Source organism: Geminicoccus flavidas, from assembly GCF_009806515.1.
Taxonomy (GTDB): domain Bacteria; phylum Pseudomonadota; class Alphaproteobacteria; order Geminicoccales; family Geminicoccaceae; genus Geminicoccus; species Geminicoccus flavidus.
On sequence record NZ_WUJP01000884.1, the window covers coordinates 1 to 17,062 of the forward strand.

A 17,062-nucleotide genomic window follows, 5' to 3' on the forward strand; every position below is an offset into this window, starting at 1 on the left:
ATCGGTTCAGTCCTTCAGGCTCGCGAGATGGGCGACCAGGTCCTCGATCTCGGCAGCGGACAGGATCGTCCGGCCGGCAAAAGCGTCGGCCACGTTCCTGCCGGGCTCGGGCAGCCGGTAATAGGCGGGCATGATCGTCGCCGGGTCCAGATGCTTCGGGTCGACGATGCGCAGGCGGATCTGCCCGGCATCGAGCCGCGCCCCCACGCCCGAAAGGTCGGGGCCGAGCGTGCCTTGCAGATGCGGGTCGGGCCAGGGGCCGGCATGGCAGAGGACGCACAGGCTCTGGTGCCGCTCGCCGATCAGGGCGGCACCCCTGGCGGGATCGCCAGGCCTGCCGGTGAGCGACACCGGGATGGCGTCGCCGACGATCTGGAAGGGAACGGGGCCTTCCTCCGCACCTGCAGGGATTGCGGCCAAGCCTATCATCGCAGCACCGAGGCTGGCCGCCTTCATCCGAACACTTCGTCCGTGGCCGTCTGGAACCAGGCCTCGGCATAGGCGGCCTCCGCCTGGCGCACCGCCGCCGGGGCCTCCAGCGGGCTCACCCCGCCAGCCCCCTCGACCTCGGCGAGCAGGCCGTCCTTCGGTGCATAGACCCCGGCAATCGAGATACCGTAATCGGGGGCCACCAGGCTGTAACAGGTATTGATCAGCTTGGGTGTCGGCGGCGCCTCCTCCCGCACGAGGTGCGCGATCGCCGCGGCGCAGGCCTTGGCCTGGGCATTGGCGCTGAACGCTGACTTGGGCATCGCCCCGCCGACCGCGGCATCCCCGATCACATGGATGCCGGGCATCAGCGTCGATTCGAATGTTACCGGGTCGATCGGGCACCAGCCGGTCGCATCCGCCACCCCGGCGAGTACCGCGATGGCACCGGCCCGCTGCGGCGGGATGACGTTGGCGACATCGGCCCGGTGGCTGCCGAACTCGGTCACCAGCGTGCCGGTCCCGGGATCGACCTCGGTAACCTGGCCGCCGAACGACAGCGGCACCCATTCGATCAGGCCGGGATAGAGCTCTGCCCAGGCCGCCTCGAACAGGCGCTGCTTGGAGAACTGGTCCTTGGCATCGAGGATGATCAGCTTGGCGCGCGGCTTGTGGGTCTTGAGGTAATGCGCAATCAGGCTCGCCCGCTCATACGGTCCGGGCGGGCAGCGGAACGGGTTGGCCGGCACTGCCATGACCACCTGGCCGCCGTCGGGCATGGCCTCCAACTGGCGGCGCAGCAGCTCGGTCTGCGGCCCCGCCTTCCAGGCATGCGGCATGCGCTCGGCAGCGGCCTCGTCATAGCCCGGGATCGCGTCGAAGCGCAGGTCCACGCCCGGTGCCACCACCAGGCGCAGATAGTCGAGCTCCGCCCCGTCCCCGAGGCGGACCCGCCGCCGCTCCGGATCGACGGCGACCGCAGGCTGACGCGCGATCTCGACGCCGGCCGCTTCAATGCCGGCATAGCCGAACGCCTGGGCATCCAGCTCGCGCAGCCCGGCCAGCACGAGGTTGCTGAACGGGCAGGCGAGATAGCGCTCGGCCGGCTCGACCAGGGTGACCGCGAGACCGGGATCGGCCCTCTTCAGGCTGCGGGCACAGGTCGCCCCGGCAAAGCCGCCGCCGATCACCACCACCGGCGCTGTCGCCTGGCCCAGTGCCGCCGGCGCGCCCAGCCCCAGCAGCGCGCCCGCCGCAAGCCCGCCCTGGAGGGCTGCTCTACGGCTCTGCCCCCTGGCCAGCGAGCCAGTCGGCGATGGCGCGGATCTCGTCATCCGTAAATCCCTTGGCGATCCGGTCCATGACCGTGGCCTCGCGCTGGCCGGTCCGGAACGCTGCCATCGCGGCAACGGTCTCCGCGGCGGGCCGCCCCAGCAGGCTCGGGACCGGCCCCTCCGTCCCGGCCGGGCCGTGGCAGCCGGAGCAGGAGGCGGCACCCGTCGGCGGCTCCGCCCCGGCCGGCCCGGTGCCGGCCATGGCGGTGGCCGCCGCTATGATGCAGCCCAGGACCAGCCGGCGCTGCGGGCTCATGCGAGGTCGTGGTTCTTGAGCGGCAGAGTGCGGATGCGCTTGCCGGTGGCGGCGAAGATTGCGTTCAGCACCGCCGGGGCCGCCACCGCGATGGTGGGCTCCCCTACCCCGCCCCAGAACCCGCCCGACGGCATGATGATCGTCTCTACCGCCGGCATCGAATCCATCAGCATGACCTGGTAGCTGTCGAAGTTCTCCTGCTCCATCCGGCCGCCGCTGACCGTGCATTCGCCGAACAGTGCCGCGGACAGGCCATAGACGAACGAGCCCTCGACCTGGCGCTCCACCTGGGCCGGGTTGACCACATGGCCGGGATCGGTCGCCGCCACGATCCGGTGGATCCGCAGCTGGCCGCCGGTGACCGAGACCTCGGCGGCGGCGGCCACATAGCTGCCAAAACCCATGATTTGGGCGAGGCCCCGGTGCCTGCCCGCAGGCGGCGGCTCGCTCCAGCCGATCCCGTTCGCCGCTGCCTCCAGCACCGCCAGGTGCCTGGGATGGTTCGCCATCAGCCTGCGGCGGAAGGCTAGGGGCTCGATGCCGGCGGCATGGGCCAGCTCGTCGATGAAGCACTCCACATAGATGGCGTTCTGGTTGAGGTTCACCCCGCGCCAGAAGCCGGGCGGTACCGGCGGGTTGCGCATCGCGTGGTCGATCAGGAGGTTCGGCACGGTGTAGCCGAACGAGCCTTCCGGGTTGTCGGCGGTGAGCCCCTGGAACACGACCGGATCCTTGCCGCCGACCATACCTTCGGGCCGGACCGAGGCCAGGATCGATTGACCGGAGATCCGCATGTGCAGGGCGTCCACCTGGCCGTCCGGGCCGAGCGAAGCGGTCAGCTTGCAGCGCGTGGTCGGGTGGTAGGCCCCGTGCAGCATGTCCTCCTCGCGCGTCCAGAGCAGCTTCACGGGGGTACCCGGCAGCTCGCGCGCAATCCGCACCACCTGGCGCACATAGTCCTGAAAATTGCCGCGCCGGCCGAACCCGCCGCCCAGGTGGATCTTGTGCACCTCGCACTGCCCGACCGGCAGCTCGGCCGCCTCGGCGGCGACCGCCAGACTCGATTCGCCGTTCTGGGTCGGGACCCAGACCTCGCAGCGCTCAGGAGTCCAGACCGCCGTCGCGTTCATCGGCTCCATGGTCGCGTGATTCTGGTAGGGGAAGGCGTAGACGGCGCTTACCGTCCGGGTCGCGCCGGCGAGTGCCGCGCGGGCATCGCCGGCCTCTGTGCCGATGAATGCGTCTGGCGCATCCAGGCCTTCCTCCAGCATTACCTGGATTGAGGCGCTCGACACGTCCCGGTTCGGCCCCTCGTCCCAGGTGATCGGCAGGGCATCCAGCGCCGTTCTGGCCTGCCACCACGTCGCCGCCACCACCGCGACCGCGGTGTCGTCGACCTGGATGACGCGCTGCACCCCAGGCATGCCGGTGACCGCTTGGGCGTCGAAGCTGGCGATCCTGCCGCCGAAATATGGGCACGCCTTGATCGCCGCATTTACCATGCTCGGCATGACCAGGTCGGCGCCATAGACCTGCTTGCCGGTGAGCTTGTCGCGCGTGTCGAGCCTGGGCAGGGGCTGGCCGGCGATCTTCCAGTCCTTTGGGTCCTTCAGCTGCACCTCGGCAGGCGGGCTCATGGTGGTCGCTGCCTGCGCGACCTTGCCATAGGTCGTGGTCCGCCCACTCCCAGGATGGCTGATCACCCCCTTGTCGACCTGGCACTCGGCTGCCGGCACGCCCCATTCCGCCGCTGCTGCCGCGATCAGCATCTCGCGCGCGACCGCCCCGCCGCGGCGAACATAGTCGTGGGAATCGCGGATGCCGCGGCTGCCGCCGGTGGAGAAGCTGCCCCAGACCCGGTCGCGGGCGATGTTCTGGCCGGGCGTGGGATATTCGGTGGTGACGTTCCCCCAGTCGCACTCCAGCTCCTCGGCGACCAGCTGGGCTAGGCCGGTGAGCGTGCCCTGCCCCATCTCGGAGCGGGCGACGCGGACCACCACCGTCTCGTCCGGATGGATCACCACCCAGGCATTGATCTCAGGGATCCCCGCCGGTGCCGCATCGGCGGCCGCCTTCGCATGGAACGGCACATGGAAGCCCAGGGAGAAGCCGCCGAGCGCTGCCGCCGAACTGGCGACGAAATGGCGGCGCGAAAGCTGGACGCGGGTCATCGCCGTCTCCTCAGCCGTTCTGGGTGGCGTCACTGTCGGCCGCGGCGAGCTTGATCGCCGCGCGCACGCGGTTGTAGGTGCCGCAGCGACAGATATTGGTGATCTCGGCGCTGATGTCGTCGTCGGTCGGGTTCGGGTTGCCCGCGAGCAGGCCGGCCGCCGCCATGATCATGCCGGGCTGGCAGTAGCCGCATTGCGGGACGTCCAGCTCCAGCCAAGCCTGCTGCACCGGGTGCGAGCCGTCCGGGGACAGGCCCTCGATCGTCACGATCGCCTGCTCGGGCGTCAGCGCGCTAACGGGCAGGACGCAGGAACGGGTGGCGACGCCGTCGACATGGACCGTGCACGCCCCGCACAGGGCCACACCGCAGCCGTACTTGGTCCCGGTCATGCCCAGCTGCTCCCGGAGCACCCAGAGCAGGGGCGTCTCGGGGTCGACGTCGACGTCGCGGGTGGCACCGTTGATGGTCAGTCGAACCATGCTGCTTTCCTCGTGCGAAGGGAGGAGCGTTTTTGTCTTGGAACGTTTGGGCCGATGGCGCCTCGCCAGATCGCCTTTTCTTGGGCCGGAACTGTCGCAGAACCTTGTCCGGTGCGATCGGCTTTATCCCGATCTGTCGCGAATCGCACCCCCGACAAAAATTGATACAATTCCAGGGACGGCCTGACCTCGGCTCACGGAGCCGCCATGCGCCCGTTCAGATAGGCGATGACCGCCGCGCGCTCCTCAGCTGCGCGCAGGCCGACGGTCATGGTCGTGCCCGGCACCAGCTGGCGGGGGTTGGCGAGATATTCGTCGATGGTCTCGCTGCTCCAGATGATCCCCGACTGGCGCAGGGCCGGGGAGTAGCGGGCGCCTTCCAGCGTGCCGGCGGTGCGGCCGATTACCCCCGCGAGGCTCGGGCCCACCCGGTTCTGGCCGGGCTCAATGGTGTGGCACGTGCCGCAGCGTGTACGGAACAGTCGCTCGCCATCGGTGGCCTGCTGCGCCTGGGCCGGGGGAAGCATCATCGGGGCGGCAAGCAGAGCGAGCGTCAGGGCGACGGCCATCCGGGTCATCGATCATCTCCGTTGCACAAGCGTGCTGGCGGTGGGCTCGCAGGGATCGCGCCGTGAGCGGCCCCTGCCGGCAACCACCCTGGCGGTGCCCGTTCGCGGAAATTTGCCAAGCAACATGCCGAACTGTCGCCAGATGTGGCGGCAGGCCCGGTTGGCACAGATCGGTACAGTTGGCGGGCGCATGGCCGCGCGCGGCTGCTGGCCAAGGCCGCCCAGGTACACCTAGACTGCCGCCGATCACGTTAAGAGGTATCGTCGTCAGCAGCAGCGTTGCGCGGAAGGTCCCATGGAGCCGGCACCCCACATCGCCGTGGTCGACGATCATCGCGACATCCGCGACCTGGTCGGCCGGTATCTCGCCCAGCATGGCTACCGGGTCAGCGTGGCGGAGAACGGCACGGCCCTGCGGCGCCTGCTGGAGCGCAGCGCCCCGGACCTCGTGATCCTCGACATCATGATGCCGGGCGAGGACGGCCTCAGCCTGTGCCGCCACCTGCGCGGGACCACTGAGGTGCCGATCATCTTCCTGACCGCCATGGTGGAGGACACCGACCGGATCGTCGGGCTGGAGCTGGGGGCGGACGACTACCTGACCAAGCCGTTCAACCCCCGCGAGCTCCTGGCCCGGATCAAGGCGGTGCTGCGCCGGGTCAACAGCCTGCCGCCGCAGCGGATCAAGCTGAAGGCCAGGATGCTCAGCTTCGATCGCTGGATGCTGAATGTCGGTCGGCGCGAGCTGGTGGACAGCGACGGCGTGGCAGTACCGCTCAGCACCGCAGAGTTCCGGCTGCTCACCGCCTTTCTCGACCATGCCGGCCTGATCCTGAGCCGCGACCAGCTGCTCGACCTGACGGTGGGCCGGGCGGCGGACAGTTTCGACCGGAGCATCGACAACCAGGTCAGCCGGCTGCGCAAGAAGATCGAGCTGGACCCGAAGAACCCGATGCTGATCAAGACCCACTGGGGCGGCGGCTACAGCTTCATGGCCGAGGTCTGCGAGGCATGACCCGCCTGTGGCGCCGCAGCCTGGCTGCCCAGTTCATCTTCTTCATGCTGCTGGCGCTGGCCCTGTCGCAGGGCATCGGCTTTCTCACCTCGTGGAACGCGCGCGACCAGGCACTCCGGCTGGCGGCCAAGGGCGAGTTCCTGAGCCGGGCCGGCTCCTTGGCCCTCCTCCTGGAAGCGACGCCGCCCGACCTTGCCCCGGAGATCCTGCGCGTCAGCGACACGGCCTATACCCGCTTCTGGATCTCGCCGGACGCACCCCCGGACGTGCTGGCCTGGCGTGCTGCCGCGCTCGGCCATCTCGCCACCCCGCTGCCCAGCCTGAAGCAGCTGCACGGCAAGACGGTGGACCAGCCGTCGGCAGAACCGGCACTGCCGGTGGCACTCGCCGCGGCACCTGCGCCGGATGAAGCTTGGCCCGACTGGCGGGAGTTGCCGCCCCATGCATGGCCGCTCTCGCGCGCGGCGAAGTTCATCTATCTCGACCAGGCCTATGGCATGGGCCTGGCCGTGCGGCTGGAGAACGGCACCTGGCTGAATGCCGTCTACGCCAAGTCGGTGCCGAACGCTCTGTGGACGCCGCAGTCGGCGACCTCGCTCGCGATCACCGCGCTCGTGCTCTCGGTCATCGCCGTGATCGTGGCACGCAGCGTCGCCCGGCCGCTGCGCCGGCTGGCCGCCGCCGCCGAGCTCCTCGGGCGCGGCGAGACGGTCGAGCCCCTGCCCGAGACCGGCCCGGACGACATCCGCCAGACCGCAGAGGCCTTCAACCGGATGCAGGCCCGCCTGCAGCGCTTCGTGGAGGACCGCACCCGGATGCTGGCCGCGATCGGCCACGACCTGCGCACGCCGCTCACCTCGCTCAGGCTGCGCGCGGAGTTCGTGGCTGACCCGGAGATCCAGGAGAAGATGCTCAAGACGATCGGCGAGATCCAGACGATGACCGAGGCGGCCCTCGCGTTCGCGCGCGAGGAAGCCACCGCGGAACGGACCCGGACCGTCGACCTGACCGCGCTGGTCGAGAGCCTGTGCGACGACCTGGCCGAGCTCGGCCAGGACGTGACCTTCCTGGACAGCCCGCGGTTCAGCTACCGCTGTCGGCCGGATGCGCTGCGCCGCTCGGTCCGCAACCTCGTCGAGAATGCGGTCCGCTACGGGGAGCGCGCGCGGGTCAGGATCGCCAAGGGCCTGGAGAGCATCGACATCGTCGTGGAAGACGACGGGCCCGGCATTCCCGACGCCCATGCCGAGCGGGTCTTCGCTCCGTTCTTCCGCCTGGAGCATTCGCGCAACCGCGAGACCGGCGGGGTGGGTCTGGGCCTGTCGATCGCGCGCACCATCGCGCGCCACCATGGCGGCGACATCACCCTCACCAGCCGGGCGAACGGCATGACCGCCGTCATCAGCCTGCCTCTGGCCAGCCTGGCCCCGCAGCTGCCGCCCTCCCATGAGCCTTATCCGGCCCTGGCATCGGCAGCCAGGGTCATGCAGCCGGTACGCCACGCGCCGAACCACCTGCCAACGGGCTCCAATCCGTCTTAGCAGGCGATCAGGCCGGACAAGCTGGCGGTGCCGTTCCTGCCTGAGCTGATCACCAAGGCAGCAGGCTCTGCCGCCACCAACCGGCAAGCGCCGGCAAATCGGATGAGAACGGGTGGAAGCTCACCAGCGGTCTGCGGCATCTCATCCGGATGGAAATGGCCCGGCTCCTGAGCGCTGAAGGCTCCACCTGCCCTCGGCGCTGACGCCCTCAATTCACGCGGATCACGGGTGGCGGCTGGTGTCAGGCGAGCAACGGCCGACATCAGGGGAGGGTTTCCCGGAGTTCGGGCACCGAGCGGGCCATGGGCGTTGTCCGGGCGTGCCTGGGCGTCCGACAATGCCCTCGGTGCCCAAATGATCCGGCGGGTTCATGACCGATCTCGTACAGGTCCGCTTCGCCCGCAAGGCAGATGCCCGCCAGCTCGCCCTCGTTCTCCTGGCCGTCGGCATCGACTGCCGGCTGGTCGAGGGCGATGGCGGCGTGGCGCTGTGCGTCGCCGCACACCAAGCCGAGCAGGCGCGCCAGCAGCTCGATGCCTATGAGCGGGAGAATCCGCCCGAGGAGCTGGCGTCAGCCCATCAGGCACGACCGGGCCTGCACGGGCTGGGCGCTGCCCTGATCTACTGCATGATTCTCCTGTTCTTCTTCGGCGCCAACCGGCGGCAGAGCTGGTCGGTCGACTGGTCGGCTATCGGCGCCGCGCAGGCCGGGCTGATCCAGGACGGGGCCTGGTGGCGGACGGTCACCGCGCTGACCCTGCATGCCGACCACGGCCATCTGTTCGCCAACCTGATCGCCGGTATAGGCTTCGGCATGCTGGTGGCGCAGGTCCTGGGCTCAGGGCTGGCCTGGCTGGCCATCCTTTTGGCCGGAGCGCTCGGCAATGGGCTGAACGCGCTGCTTCATCCAGCCGCGCACACCGCCATCGGCAGCTCGACCGCGGTCTTCGGCGCCCTGGGCATCTTGTCCGGCTACACCCAGCGGCGGCGCAACCCACCCTGGCGCAGCCGGATCCGCCGCTGGGTGCCGCTCGCGGCCGGCAGCATGCTGCTCGCCTATCTGGGCTTTGGCGGCGCGCAGACCGACGTCGGCGCCCACGTGGCAGGCTTCGCGGTCGGCGCCGGCCTGGGCCTGGCGCTCGGCCGCTGGGCGCAGCATCTGCCCCAGGGGCGGCTGGCGCAGCTTGTCTATGCGCTGCTGGCGGGGGCACTGCTGGCGCTTGCCTGGCTGCTGGCCCTGCAGGCGGGCACATAGGCGGTACCGGCTTGGTCGGCCGCCGGCCCCGCTTCGCTCAGGCGAGCCCCTGCTCTCGCCCCCAGGCTTCCAGCGGGATGAGCAGGCCTGCCAGCTCCGGATCCGGATGGCGGCCCATGTCGCGCACGAAGGGCCTGTCGGCCACCACGACGCCCCGGCTGCCCATGGCCACCGCGAAGGCCACGTAGAGGGTGTCGTAGGTCGAGTGGTCGACCGCCAAGCCGATCTCGAGCGCCACGTCGTGCAGAGCGAGGTCGCCGGTGGGGATGGGCGGCAACTGGGCGCGGAGGAGTTCCAGCGCTTCCCGCGCCTCGGCGGGCGACCAGATGCCCTTGCGGACCTGCAGCCAGCAGACATTGGTCGCCTCGTTGAGCCAGAAGTCCGGCACCAGCAGTTCCTCGTCGCCTTCCGCGAGTGCTTGGGCCAGATGGCTGTCCGGCTCCGGCAGCACCCATTTCAGGGCGACCGAGGCATCGACGACCAGCGCCACCGCTCAGGCGCCCGAAGTGCCGGCGAGGTCCGCCATCCTGCCCTCCCGGCTTTCCCGGAGGAGCTCGGCCGCGGTGGTCGAGCCACGGTCCGCGGTCCGGCGCCGGAACGCGGCGAGACGCTCTGCGGCGGCCGTGCGGGCCGAAGGCGGACGGTCGGCGGTCAGGACCTGGCGCAGGATCTCCCGGTGCTCTGCCTCGGCGCTGCGCCCGTGCTCGGCCGCCCGGATGCGCAGCGCCCGGACGACCTCGTCATCGAGGTTGCGGACGGTCAGGGTCGCCACCATTCTCTCCTGCTGCGGATGCTGTCATTGACGACATGTAGTCAGCAGCGACAGCGGTGCAAAGTCTGGCATCGCTATTCCGCGGGACCAAGCCTTGGGTCGTCCGCCACGCTCGGGGCCGGGACCAGGTCGGCCAGGCGGATCGCCAGGCATTCATAGCTGCGGTCGGTCATGTGCAGCGTATCCACGCCTAAAAGTTTGTCCGGATTGGGGGCGAGCTGGCCCACCAGCTCATCAGCCGGTGGCGGTCGAGGAAGGGAGTTTCGGCCTCGCGCGCCACCGCACGCAGCGCCTCGTTCATCGCCCGGATCGGGCGATCGCGGGCCTCGTCGGAAAGGACTGCGGCGACAGGAGCGCCACCCTGGCGCCGGTGCGGGCGAGACGGACAGCACGTCGCGATCCAGCCGCACCAGGTTGCCGGCGACCACCTCCTGGGCCATGCCGCGATTGATCACCTCGATCCGGCATCAGGCAACCGCCTGTCCAGGACCCGCTGGAGCCGGGCCGGATAGGCCATGGCCGGTCCCGAGGCGCCGATACCTTGGGTGCTGGACGAGCCGAGCGCACGATCCGTAGGCCCTCGGGCACCGTCGCCAGCACCGGGCCGCGCGCACCAAGCAATGGTGCGACGACGAGGGCAGCAAGCCATGGCAGCCTGAAGAACCGCATCCGATCTCTTCGATCCGCTCCGCCGCAAGGGGCCACTGCACCGCCAGCCATAGTGCCAGTTGGGCGCAAGCCGTGTGGCCGAGCACCAGGAGCGGCCGGACGGCGTCGCGTCGCGCTCCCCTTCGGCACTTGTCGGGTACGGCCTCGCCTGGTGGACGCGCAGCAGGACCTCCCTCATGAGGGCATGCCGCCGCCCCCTTGCACACGCCTACCGGTCGACCACGGCGTGCTGCGTCTGCTGCCGCTCGCCCAGATAGCCGCCCAACAGGCCGGCCAGGAACGGCAGCAGCCCGCCGGTCAGCAGGTTGCCCAGGGTGAAGGCGCCGCTCAGCAGCAGGCCGATCAGCACGGCGATCGCCGCCGAGATGCCGGGCTCGAGGATCGTCCGCCCGGGCGACTTGCGGCCCACGATGTAGCCGCCGATGGCAAAGCTCGCGATGCCGATCAGGGCGCCCAGCAACAGCCGCCCGCCGCCTAGGGCCTGCGCTGCATCCTGCGGATCGGCGGTGGTCGGGGGCAGGCTGTCGCCCATCAGCGCCACCAGGATCAGGCTCGCGAGGATGTTCAGCCCGAACATGATCGCCACGCCGATCCCGATCCAGCGCCAGTCGAGATTGCCGAACATGGTGGTGGCCCTTCATGCCTCTGGTGGACGTCCTGCGGGATGCAGTGCGCGGACGGGCACCCCGTTCCGCTCCAAAAGCAGCGTCGGAGCCTTCCTTGCGTTCCCCCGCCGTTCATCCCGCGCAACAGGGGCGTGGGGAACCTGCACCTTGCGACGTATTTTTCTCGTGCAGCGGCCTCTTCTCCTGGCAGGACAATGCCGTTGCCGGAAGAGCGGGCTTCGCGGGCGCCGGAGCCGAGCCAAGCGGAAGGACGACAGCCATGCCGAGCAAGACGACCAAGGGCAAATCCGCATCGGAAGAAGGCGGCGCCAAGAAGGCGGCCGGTGGCAAGCAGCCGAATGCGCTGCAAAAGCCGGTGAAGCCCTCCAAGGAGCTGGCCGAGGTGGTGGGAGCCGAGCCCCTGCCGCGCAGCGAGGTGGTGAGCAAGGTCTGGGACTATATCAAGCAGCACCAGCTGCAGAACCCCGAAAATCGCCGCGAGATCATGGCGGACGACAAGCTGGAGGCGGTGTTCAGCAAGAAGAAGGTGACCATGTTCGAGATGAACAAGCACCTGTCCCGCCACCTGAGCTAGGCCGGCTGAACCGTCGCCATCCTCTGGGGGCTGCCCGGCCAATCCGGGCATTCTCCGGGGATGGGCCCCGGGTGATTGGGTTCCCGCTAGTCGCGGGCCAGGGCGCTCACGATGGCGGCTTCCAGTTCCTCGATCCGGAACGGCTTGCGCAGCACCGCCGTGCCCATGCCGACGGCGTCGATCTCGGCCGTGTCGGCATAGCCGCTCGCGAACACGATTGGCAGGTCCGGCCGCCGCGTGCGCGCGATGCTCGCGACCTGCGCACCGTTCATGCCGGGCATGGCGAAGTCCACCAGCATGAGGTCGGGATTCGCCTCGTCCAGCGCCTGTAGTGCTGTATGCCCGTCCTTGGCCTCGACCACGAGATAGCCGAGCGTCGCCAGCGAGTTGGCGAGAAAGCAGCGCACGTCGGGATCGTCGTCGACCACCAGCACCGTCGCGGCCTTGGCGGTAGTGTCGTCCGCCCTGCCCTCTTCGCCCGACAGGGCTGCGCCAGAGGCGAGCTCGGCTAGGCGCAGCAGCAACGTGACGGCGGTGCCCTTGCCGGGCGTGCTCTCGATGCGCGTGGCACCGCCAGCCTGGCGGACCATGCCATAGACCTGGCTCAAGCCCAGGCCAGTGCCCTTGCCCACGTCCTTGGTCGTGAAGAACGGGTCGAAGGCACGTGCCTTCACCTCCGGCGGCATGCCAATCCCGTCGTCGATGACCCGCAGCGCCAGATAGCCGCCGGGTGCGAGCTCAAGATCATGGACGACGCTATGGAGACGGGTCTCAATTGTGAGATGGCCGCCCTCCGGCATGGCGTCGCGCGCGTTGATCGCGAGGTTCAGGACCGCCATCTCGAGCTGGGTCGGGTCGGCGAACACGCCGTGCTCGCCTTCCAGCAGGTCGAACGTGGCCCGCACCATCGGCCCCAGCGTGCGTGTCAGCATGTCCTCCATGCCCCGCAGCAGCGCGCTTATCGCCACCGGCCGCAGTTCCAGCCGTTGGGCACGGGAGAAGGCCAAAAGCTGGGCGGTCAGCTTGACCCCCCGCTCGGCCGCCTGCAGGCCGTTCTCGGCCCAGCGGCCGACCCGGGTGCTGTCCTGCGGCTTCCGACGGATCAGGTCCAGATTGCCGTACACCGCCTGGAGCAGGTTGTTGAAGTCGTGGGCGATGCCGCCGGTGAGCTGGCCGATCGCTTCCATCTTCTGCGCCTGGCGCAACTGTTCCTCGGCCCGGTGCAGGTCCTCCGCCCTGGCCTTCTCCAGGGTGATGTCGCGCCCGTAGGCGAAGACCAGCCCGTCCTCGTGCGAGGTGTGCCAGGACGTCCAGCGCGTGGTGCCGTCCCGGTGCAGGAGGCGCGTCTCGAAGTCGGTCAGGCCGTGGTCGTGGACGGCGGCACGAAAGGCCGCCTGGCTCATCGCGACATCGTCGGGATGAAGCAGTTCGAATGCGTGCCGCCCGGCCAGCTCGTCCGGCCGGTAGCCCAGGATCTCCGTCCATGACGGGCTGACCGAACGCAGGATGCCGTCCTCGCCGACCACCGCCAGCAGGTCGCGCGAGTTGTTCCAGACGCGGTCGCGCTCCTTGGTGCGCTCGCGGACCCGGGCCTCCAGGGTTTCGGCGAACTGGCGCAGCTTTTCCTGGGCTTCCTTGGCGGCGGTGACATCGTAGATCGCACCGATGAACCGGACGCCCAGGGCATGGCCCTCGTCGCGATGCTCGCCGCGTCGGGCGAGCCAGCGCACCTCCCCGGTTTCGGGATGGACGACCCGGAACTCGCGGTAGGAGGAATCGTCGTCCTGGCCGCCGATGAGCGGCGGGTCGTCCGGATGGACCACCGCGTTGACGGTGCGCACCGGCAGGGCCTCGCACGCATGCAAGCCGAGCAGCCGGCAGAACTGGTCGGACACGGTGACGGTCCCGAACCCGCTCACATGCTCGAACGTCCCCACCCCGCCCGCGGTCTGGACGATGCGCAGCTGTTCCTCGACCCGCTTCTGATCCGTGATGTCGGTGAGGATGCCTTCGAAGGACAGGAGTTCGTGGTCGGCGCCCCGCCTGCTGCTGCCGCGCGCCGCCACCCAGCGCACCGAGCCGTCCGGGTTGATGATGCGGTATTCCTTCGCGAAGATGTCCGCTCCGTGCATGATGCCGGCTACCGCGATCCGCAGCCGCATGCGATCCGCCGGATGGACCGGCGCGAAGAAGGTATCGGTGGGCAGGCCGCCTGCGGCCGCGCCCGGCGCCAGCCCGTAGAGCTCGGCGAAGCGGGCATCCGCATAGAGCCGCCGGCCCGGCACGTCCCATTCCCATCCGCCCGATGCCCGCGACACCGTCCCGGCGCGACGGGCATGTTCGGTCGCCACGCCCGGCTGCTCATGGAGCGCCTCGGGCCGGGAACCGGACTCCGGTCGGTCCGGCTCGACCGTCACGTCGCTGTGCATGGACAGCAGGAAGACCGCGGCACCCGTCTCGTCGTGGATCGGCGTGATGTGCAGCCTGTCCCGGAAGACCTCGCCGTTCTTCCTCACGTCGCGCAGCTCGACCGTGACCGGACGGGCCTCCGCCACCGCCGCCTCGAGCGCGGCGATCGCGGCAGGATCGGCGTCGGCTGATCGGAGAAAGCGCCAGTCGCGGCCCAGGACCTCGTGGTCCCGATAGCCCGTGAGCTGCTCGAACGCGGCATTGACGAAGATCAGCGGACTGCCCGCCGCCCGATGATCGACGACCGCGACCGCCTGGCCGGAACGAGCCAGGCTGTCGAGCAGCGTCCCGCACAGCGACCGCAACCTCGCCAGTGCGGCCGCGGGAGGAGCGCCTGGATAGGTTTGAGGCCCCGGCTGTTTCACCAAACCCGCTGCCCGCCCGAAAGGTCGATGGGCTCAGCCCTCATGAGCCACACCTTCCGGCCCGATGATGTGCTCGATGAACTCAGCGATCAGGACCTTCAGGGTCTGAAGCGACGGCAGGTCCATGATCATCGCAATATAGCCACGAATGTCACGATCGCTGATCGCAAAATTGATGTAAAGAAACAACACCACCCCATGATCGGTCAATGATGTCGAAACGTTGAAAAGTTGCTGACTATCACCTCGCAGCAGTTGCGGCAAGGATATGGTCAGGGGCTTGCGCAGCATGTTCGCGATGGTGCCCAGGCAACCATTGAGGACGATGTTGCCGGTTTCCAGAAGGGCTTCTTCCTCGATCTCCTGGGCCTCCTTGCCGGAAAGCTCACCGCTGGTGACGGCGCGCACCAGCTCCAGGCTGTTGGCTTCCGGGAAGATGAGCAGGGCCCGGCCGGAGAACGCGCCCTCAAAGTCCTGCCGCACCGCGATCAGCGAATCGCACTCCCGTTCCCGGATGAGCGCCGCCGCCATGACGCGGTCGACGACCTGGAGGGAGGGTACCGAAAGGAAGACTTGCTCGCCCACCATCGTCCGCAGGCTCACGGCGGCGCGGCTCACGCCGATGTTCACCAGCTCGGTGAGCGCGTCGCGCTCGAGCTCCTCCAGGGCGATGCTCGTCCCGATCATCGGCGCGCCGAGCGGAGCTTGAGGGCGGCACCGGACAGAAAGCCGCGAAAGCCTTCCTCGGTGATCGGCTTGCTGACGAAGGCGACGTTCGCCGCGCGGGCGCGCGCGATCACCTCGTCCTGGACATTGGCCGTGGCCAGCGCCACCGGCATCTCGGGAAAGCGCGTGCGCATCTCCTCGGCCAGTTCCAGGCCGTTGCGGCCGGGCATGTTAAAGTCGATGACCGCGACGTCGATGCCCCCCGCATCCAGCAGAGCCAGTGCCTGGTCGGCATCGGCGGCCTCGATCCGGATCCAGTTCGGATGCAATGCTGCCACCGCCTTGCCCACCACGATGCGTGCGAGCTTGCTGTCGTCAACGATCAGAATCCTGGTCTCCATCTTTCTCCTAGCTCCGATGAGACGCCGTAAAAGGGTGGCGACACAAGCCACGCGACATAAGCGCATTGCCGCCGATCAGGCCATGCATGGCCGCTCATGTCCGTTGCAATGCGGGCAGGATCCAGTCCCGGAGGAAGGGATCCTCGCTCTGTCCCTGGACTCGTGGGCGGAACGCCAGGAGGACCTGCAGCACCGCGCCGTGCAGGTGACGGCACCCAGAAAGGTCGACCGGCCGGTCCGGCCGTTCCTGGACGAGTGCCAGCAGGGCCTCCGCCTCCTCGACCGGGCATGCCCCTTCCAGACGGATCACGTCGCCCACGAGCCGCACGGTCATCCGGCGAGCTCCGCGAGATCGAGCACCATCATCACCCGACCATCGCCTAGGATGGTGGTCCCCAGCACCCCCGGCATCGCCGAGAGCAGGCCGGTCATCGGCCGCAGCAGGACGCCGGTATGGCCGAGGAACCCGTCGACCCCGATGCCGACCAGATCGGGGCCTGTCCGGATCACCAGGACGGGCTGATCCTCCTGCCGCTCCAGCGCTGCCCGGACCTGCAGTAGGTCGGCCAGCTGCAAGAGCGGTACGGCCTGGTCGCGCAGGACGAACACGCGGCCGGCGCGCACCGGCAGCAGGCGATCCTGGGCGATGCGTGCCGTTTCCACGACGCTGTCCATGGGCACGCCATAGGTCTCTCCGGCGCACGACACCAGCAGGACCTTCGCCAGGACCAGGTTCACCGGCAGGGTCAGCCGGACGGTGGTGCCGAGGCCCGGCCGACTCGCCAGGGCCACCTTGCCGCCCAGCCGGCCGATCGCCGTGCGCACGGCATCCATGCCCACGCCGCGGCCGGAAACATCGGTCACCGCAGACGCAGTGGAGAAGCCCGGCCGGAAGACGAGGTCGAGCACGGCATCGTCGCGCAGCGCATGGAGCGCCTCGCTGCCCATGACCTGCCGCTCGGCAGCGACCCGCCGGATCGTGGCCGGATCGATGCCGCGGCCATCGTCCGCCACCTCGATCACTACGTGATCGCCCGCCTGGCGGGCGGCGAGCCGCAGGCTGGCGCAGGCAGGCTTGCCGGCACGGCGGCGCTGCTCGGCCGGCTCGACCCCGTGGTCGAGAGCGTTGCGCAAGAGGTGGGTGAGCGGCTCGAACAGCCCGTCCAGGACCGACTTGTCCACCTCGACCTCGTCGCCCTCCACCGACAGCTCGACCTCCTTGCCCAGGCTCGCCGCGGTTTTCCGCACCAGGCGCGGGAAGCGCCGCAGCAGCGGCGTCATCGGCACCAGCCGCACGCCTATCACCGCGCGGTGCAGCCGGCCGACCAGCCGGTCGATGGCGGCATGGCGGCTGGCCAGGAGCTGGGCCGCGGCCCGGGAGTCGAGCCCAGCGCCGAGCTGTGCCGCCAGGTCGGCCAAGCCGTTCTTCGCCACCACGAGCTCGCCTATCAGCTCGGCCAGGGCGTCGA

Annotated in this window: 18 protein-coding genes; 4 read left to right on the forward strand and 14 right to left on the reverse strand. The window is 69.4% G+C overall.

From position 1 onward, the window contains the following. Nucleotides 1-6: 6 nt before the first annotated feature. The 6 genes from soxX to EQG76_RS25210 all read right to left on the reverse strand — a co-directional run bounded on the left by soxX (nucleotide 7) and on the right by EQG76_RS25210 (nucleotide 5,249). Nucleotides 7-456, reverse strand: a complete 450-nt coding sequence (soxX, locus tag EQG76_RS25185; RefSeq protein WP_159717418.1) for a sulfur oxidation c-type cytochrome SoxX — start codon at nucleotides 454-456, stop codon at nucleotides 7-9. Continuing rightward, complete coding sequence (locus EQG76_RS25190) at nucleotides 453-1,763, reverse strand: NAD(P)/FAD-dependent oxidoreductase (protein ID WP_159717420.1); 1,311 nt, start codon at nucleotides 1,761-1,763, stop codon at nucleotides 453-455. The genes soxX and EQG76_RS25190 overlap by 4 nt, the downstream gene beginning before the upstream one ends. After that, entirely contained in the window at nucleotides 1,708-2,019 is a 312-nt protein-coding gene (locus tag EQG76_RS25195; protein WP_200841104.1) for a c-type cytochrome, read from the reverse strand. Before EQG76_RS25195 ends, EQG76_RS25190 begins: the two co-directional genes overlap by 56 nt. After that, nucleotides 2,016-4,190: a xanthine dehydrogenase family protein molybdopterin-binding subunit gene (locus EQG76_RS25200; protein ID WP_159717422.1), complete on the reverse strand. Its 2,175-nt coding sequence runs from the start codon at nucleotides 4,188-4,190 to the stop codon at nucleotides 2,016-2,018. The genes EQG76_RS25195 and EQG76_RS25200 overlap by 4 nt, the downstream gene beginning before the upstream one ends. 10 nt (nucleotides 4,191-4,200) lie before the next feature. Continuing rightward, a complete protein-coding gene (locus EQG76_RS25205; protein ID WP_159717424.1) occupies nucleotides 4,201-4,671 on the reverse strand; it encodes a (2Fe-2S)-binding protein in 471 nt (156 codons plus the stop codon). 194 nt (nucleotides 4,672-4,865) lie between these two features. After that, nucleotides 4,866-5,249 (reverse strand): c-type cytochrome, encoded by a 384-nt coding sequence (locus EQG76_RS25210; protein WP_235031559.1) that lies wholly within the window; start codon nucleotides 5,247-5,249, stop codon nucleotides 4,866-4,868. A 286-nt stretch (nucleotides 5,250-5,535) separates the two neighbouring features. Here EQG76_RS25210 and EQG76_RS25215 point away from each other — a divergent pair, with 286 nt between their 5' ends. From EQG76_RS25215 to EQG76_RS25225, 3 genes are all read left to right on the forward strand, one after another. Further along, nucleotides 5,536-6,255 carry a response regulator gene (locus EQG76_RS25215; RefSeq protein ID WP_159717426.1) on the forward strand — a complete coding sequence of 240 codons (720 nt, stop codon included), beginning with the start codon at nucleotides 5,536-5,538 and terminating at the stop codon, nucleotides 6,253-6,255. Next, nucleotides 6,252-7,796 carry a sensor histidine kinase gene (locus tag EQG76_RS25220; protein WP_159717428.1) on the forward strand — a complete coding sequence of 515 codons (1,545 nt, stop codon included), beginning with the start codon at nucleotides 6,252-6,254 and terminating at the stop codon, nucleotides 7,794-7,796. The genes EQG76_RS25215 and EQG76_RS25220 overlap by 4 nt, the downstream gene beginning before the upstream one ends. 370 nt (nucleotides 7,797-8,166) lie before the next feature. Then, entirely contained in the window at nucleotides 8,167-9,051 is an 885-nt protein-coding gene (locus tag EQG76_RS25225) for a rhomboid family intramembrane serine protease (RefSeq protein ID WP_159717430.1), read from the forward strand. 37 nt (nucleotides 9,052-9,088) lie between these two features. On the opposite strand, the gene EQG76_RS25230 is transcribed toward EQG76_RS25225, so the two are convergent. The 3 genes from EQG76_RS25230 to EQG76_RS25240 form a co-directional block, all read right to left on the reverse strand. Next, entirely contained in the window at nucleotides 9,089-9,541 is a 453-nt protein-coding gene (locus tag EQG76_RS25230; protein ID WP_159717432.1) for a type II toxin-antitoxin system VapC family toxin, read from the reverse strand. 3 nt (nucleotides 9,542-9,544) lie between these two features. Further along, nucleotides 9,545-9,826 (reverse strand): FitA-like ribbon-helix-helix domain-containing protein, encoded by a 282-nt coding sequence (locus EQG76_RS25235; protein ID WP_159717434.1) that lies wholly within the window; start codon nucleotides 9,824-9,826, stop codon nucleotides 9,545-9,547. A gap of 874 nt (nucleotides 9,827-10,700) precedes the next feature. Further along, on the reverse strand, nucleotides 10,701-11,117 hold the full coding sequence (locus EQG76_RS25240) for a hypothetical protein (RefSeq protein ID WP_159717436.1): 417 nt from the start codon (nucleotides 11,115-11,117) through the stop codon (nucleotides 10,701-10,703). Between the two features lie 260 nt (nucleotides 11,118-11,377). On the opposite strand from EQG76_RS25240, the gene EQG76_RS25245 reads away from it, so the two are divergent. Then, nucleotides 11,378-11,692 (forward strand): SWIB/MDM2 domain-containing protein, encoded by a 315-nt coding sequence (locus tag EQG76_RS25245; RefSeq protein WP_159717438.1) that lies wholly within the window; start codon nucleotides 11,378-11,380, stop codon nucleotides 11,690-11,692. 86 nt (nucleotides 11,693-11,778) lie between these two features. On the opposite strand, the gene EQG76_RS25250 is transcribed toward EQG76_RS25245, so the two are convergent. From EQG76_RS25250 to EQG76_RS25270, 5 genes are all read right to left on the reverse strand, one after another. Then, on the reverse strand, nucleotides 11,779-14,466 hold the full coding sequence (locus EQG76_RS25250; protein ID WP_235031560.1) for a hybrid sensor histidine kinase/response regulator: 2,688 nt from the start codon (nucleotides 14,464-14,466) through the stop codon (nucleotides 11,779-11,781). A 93-nt stretch (nucleotides 14,467-14,559) separates the two neighbouring features. Next, complete coding sequence (locus tag EQG76_RS25255) at nucleotides 14,560-15,213, reverse strand: chemotaxis protein CheX (protein WP_159717442.1); 654 nt, start codon at nucleotides 15,211-15,213, stop codon at nucleotides 14,560-14,562. After that, nucleotides 15,210-15,593 carry a response regulator gene (locus tag EQG76_RS25260; protein ID WP_159717444.1) on the reverse strand — a complete coding sequence of 128 codons (384 nt, stop codon included), beginning with the start codon at nucleotides 15,591-15,593 and terminating at the stop codon, nucleotides 15,210-15,212. Before EQG76_RS25260 ends, EQG76_RS25255 begins: the two co-directional genes overlap by 4 nt. 94 nt (nucleotides 15,594-15,687) lie before the next feature. Beyond that, nucleotides 15,688-15,927, reverse strand: a complete 240-nt coding sequence (locus EQG76_RS25265; protein WP_159717446.1) for a hypothetical protein — start codon at nucleotides 15,925-15,927, stop codon at nucleotides 15,688-15,690. Next, on the reverse strand, nucleotides 15,924-17,062 hold a 1,139-nt coding region (locus EQG76_RS25270; protein ID WP_200841107.1), incomplete at its 5' end, for a chemotaxis protein CheA. The genes EQG76_RS25270 and EQG76_RS25265, both read right to left, overlap by 4 nt.

What these genes read in the sequence shown, in the direction of transcription:
- soxX (WP_159717418.1), bottom strand. Translation starts at nt 456, where the DNA reads ATGAAGGCGGCCAGCCTCGGTGCTGCGATGATAGGCTTGGCCGCAATC.
- EQG76_RS25190 (WP_159717420.1), bottom strand. Translation starts at nt 1,763, where the DNA reads ATGACGAGATCCGCGCCATCGCCGACTGGCTCGCTGGCCAGGGGGCAG.
- EQG76_RS25195 (WP_200841104.1), bottom strand. Translation starts at nt 2,019, where the DNA reads ATGAGCCCGCAGCGCCGGCTGGTCCTGGGCTGCATCATAGCGGCGGCC.
- EQG76_RS25200 (WP_159717422.1), bottom strand. Translation starts at nt 4,190, where the DNA reads ATGACCCGCGTCCAGCTTTCGCGCCGCCATTTCGTCGCCAGTTCGGCG.
- EQG76_RS25205 (WP_159717424.1), bottom strand. Translation starts at nt 4,671, where the DNA reads ATGGTTCGACTGACCATCAACGGTGCCACCCGCGACGTCGACGTCGAC.
- EQG76_RS25210 (WP_235031559.1), bottom strand. Translation starts at nt 5,249, where the DNA reads ATGACCCGGATGGCCGTCGCCCTGACGCTCGCTCTGCTTGCCGCCCCG.
- EQG76_RS25215 (WP_159717426.1), top strand. Translation starts at nt 5,536, where the DNA reads ATGGAGCCGGCACCCCACATCGCCGTGGTCGACGATCATCGCGACATC.
- EQG76_RS25220 (WP_159717428.1), top strand. Translation starts at nt 6,252, where the DNA reads ATGACCCGCCTGTGGCGCCGCAGCCTGGCTGCCCAGTTCATCTTCTTC.
- EQG76_RS25225 (WP_159717430.1), top strand. Translation starts at nt 8,167, where the DNA reads ATGACCGATCTCGTACAGGTCCGCTTCGCCCGCAAGGCAGATGCCCGC.
- EQG76_RS25235 (WP_159717434.1), bottom strand. Translation starts at nt 9,826, where the DNA reads ATGGTGGCGACCCTGACCGTCCGCAACCTCGATGACGAGGTCGTCCGG.
- EQG76_RS25240 (WP_159717436.1), bottom strand. Translation starts at nt 11,117, where the DNA reads ATGTTCGGCAATCTCGACTGGCGCTGGATCGGGATCGGCGTGGCGATC.
- EQG76_RS25245 (WP_159717438.1), top strand. Translation starts at nt 11,378, where the DNA reads ATGCCGAGCAAGACGACCAAGGGCAAATCCGCATCGGAAGAAGGCGGC.
- EQG76_RS25255 (WP_159717442.1), bottom strand. Translation starts at nt 15,213, where the DNA reads ATGATCGGGACGAGCATCGCCCTGGAGGAGCTCGAGCGCGACGCGCTC.
- EQG76_RS25260 (WP_159717444.1), bottom strand. Translation starts at nt 15,593, where the DNA reads ATGGAGACCAGGATTCTGATCGTTGACGACAGCAAGCTCGCACGCATC.
- EQG76_RS25265 (WP_159717446.1), bottom strand. Translation starts at nt 15,927, where the DNA reads ATGACCGTGCGGCTCGTGGGCGACGTGATCCGTCTGGAAGGGGCATGC.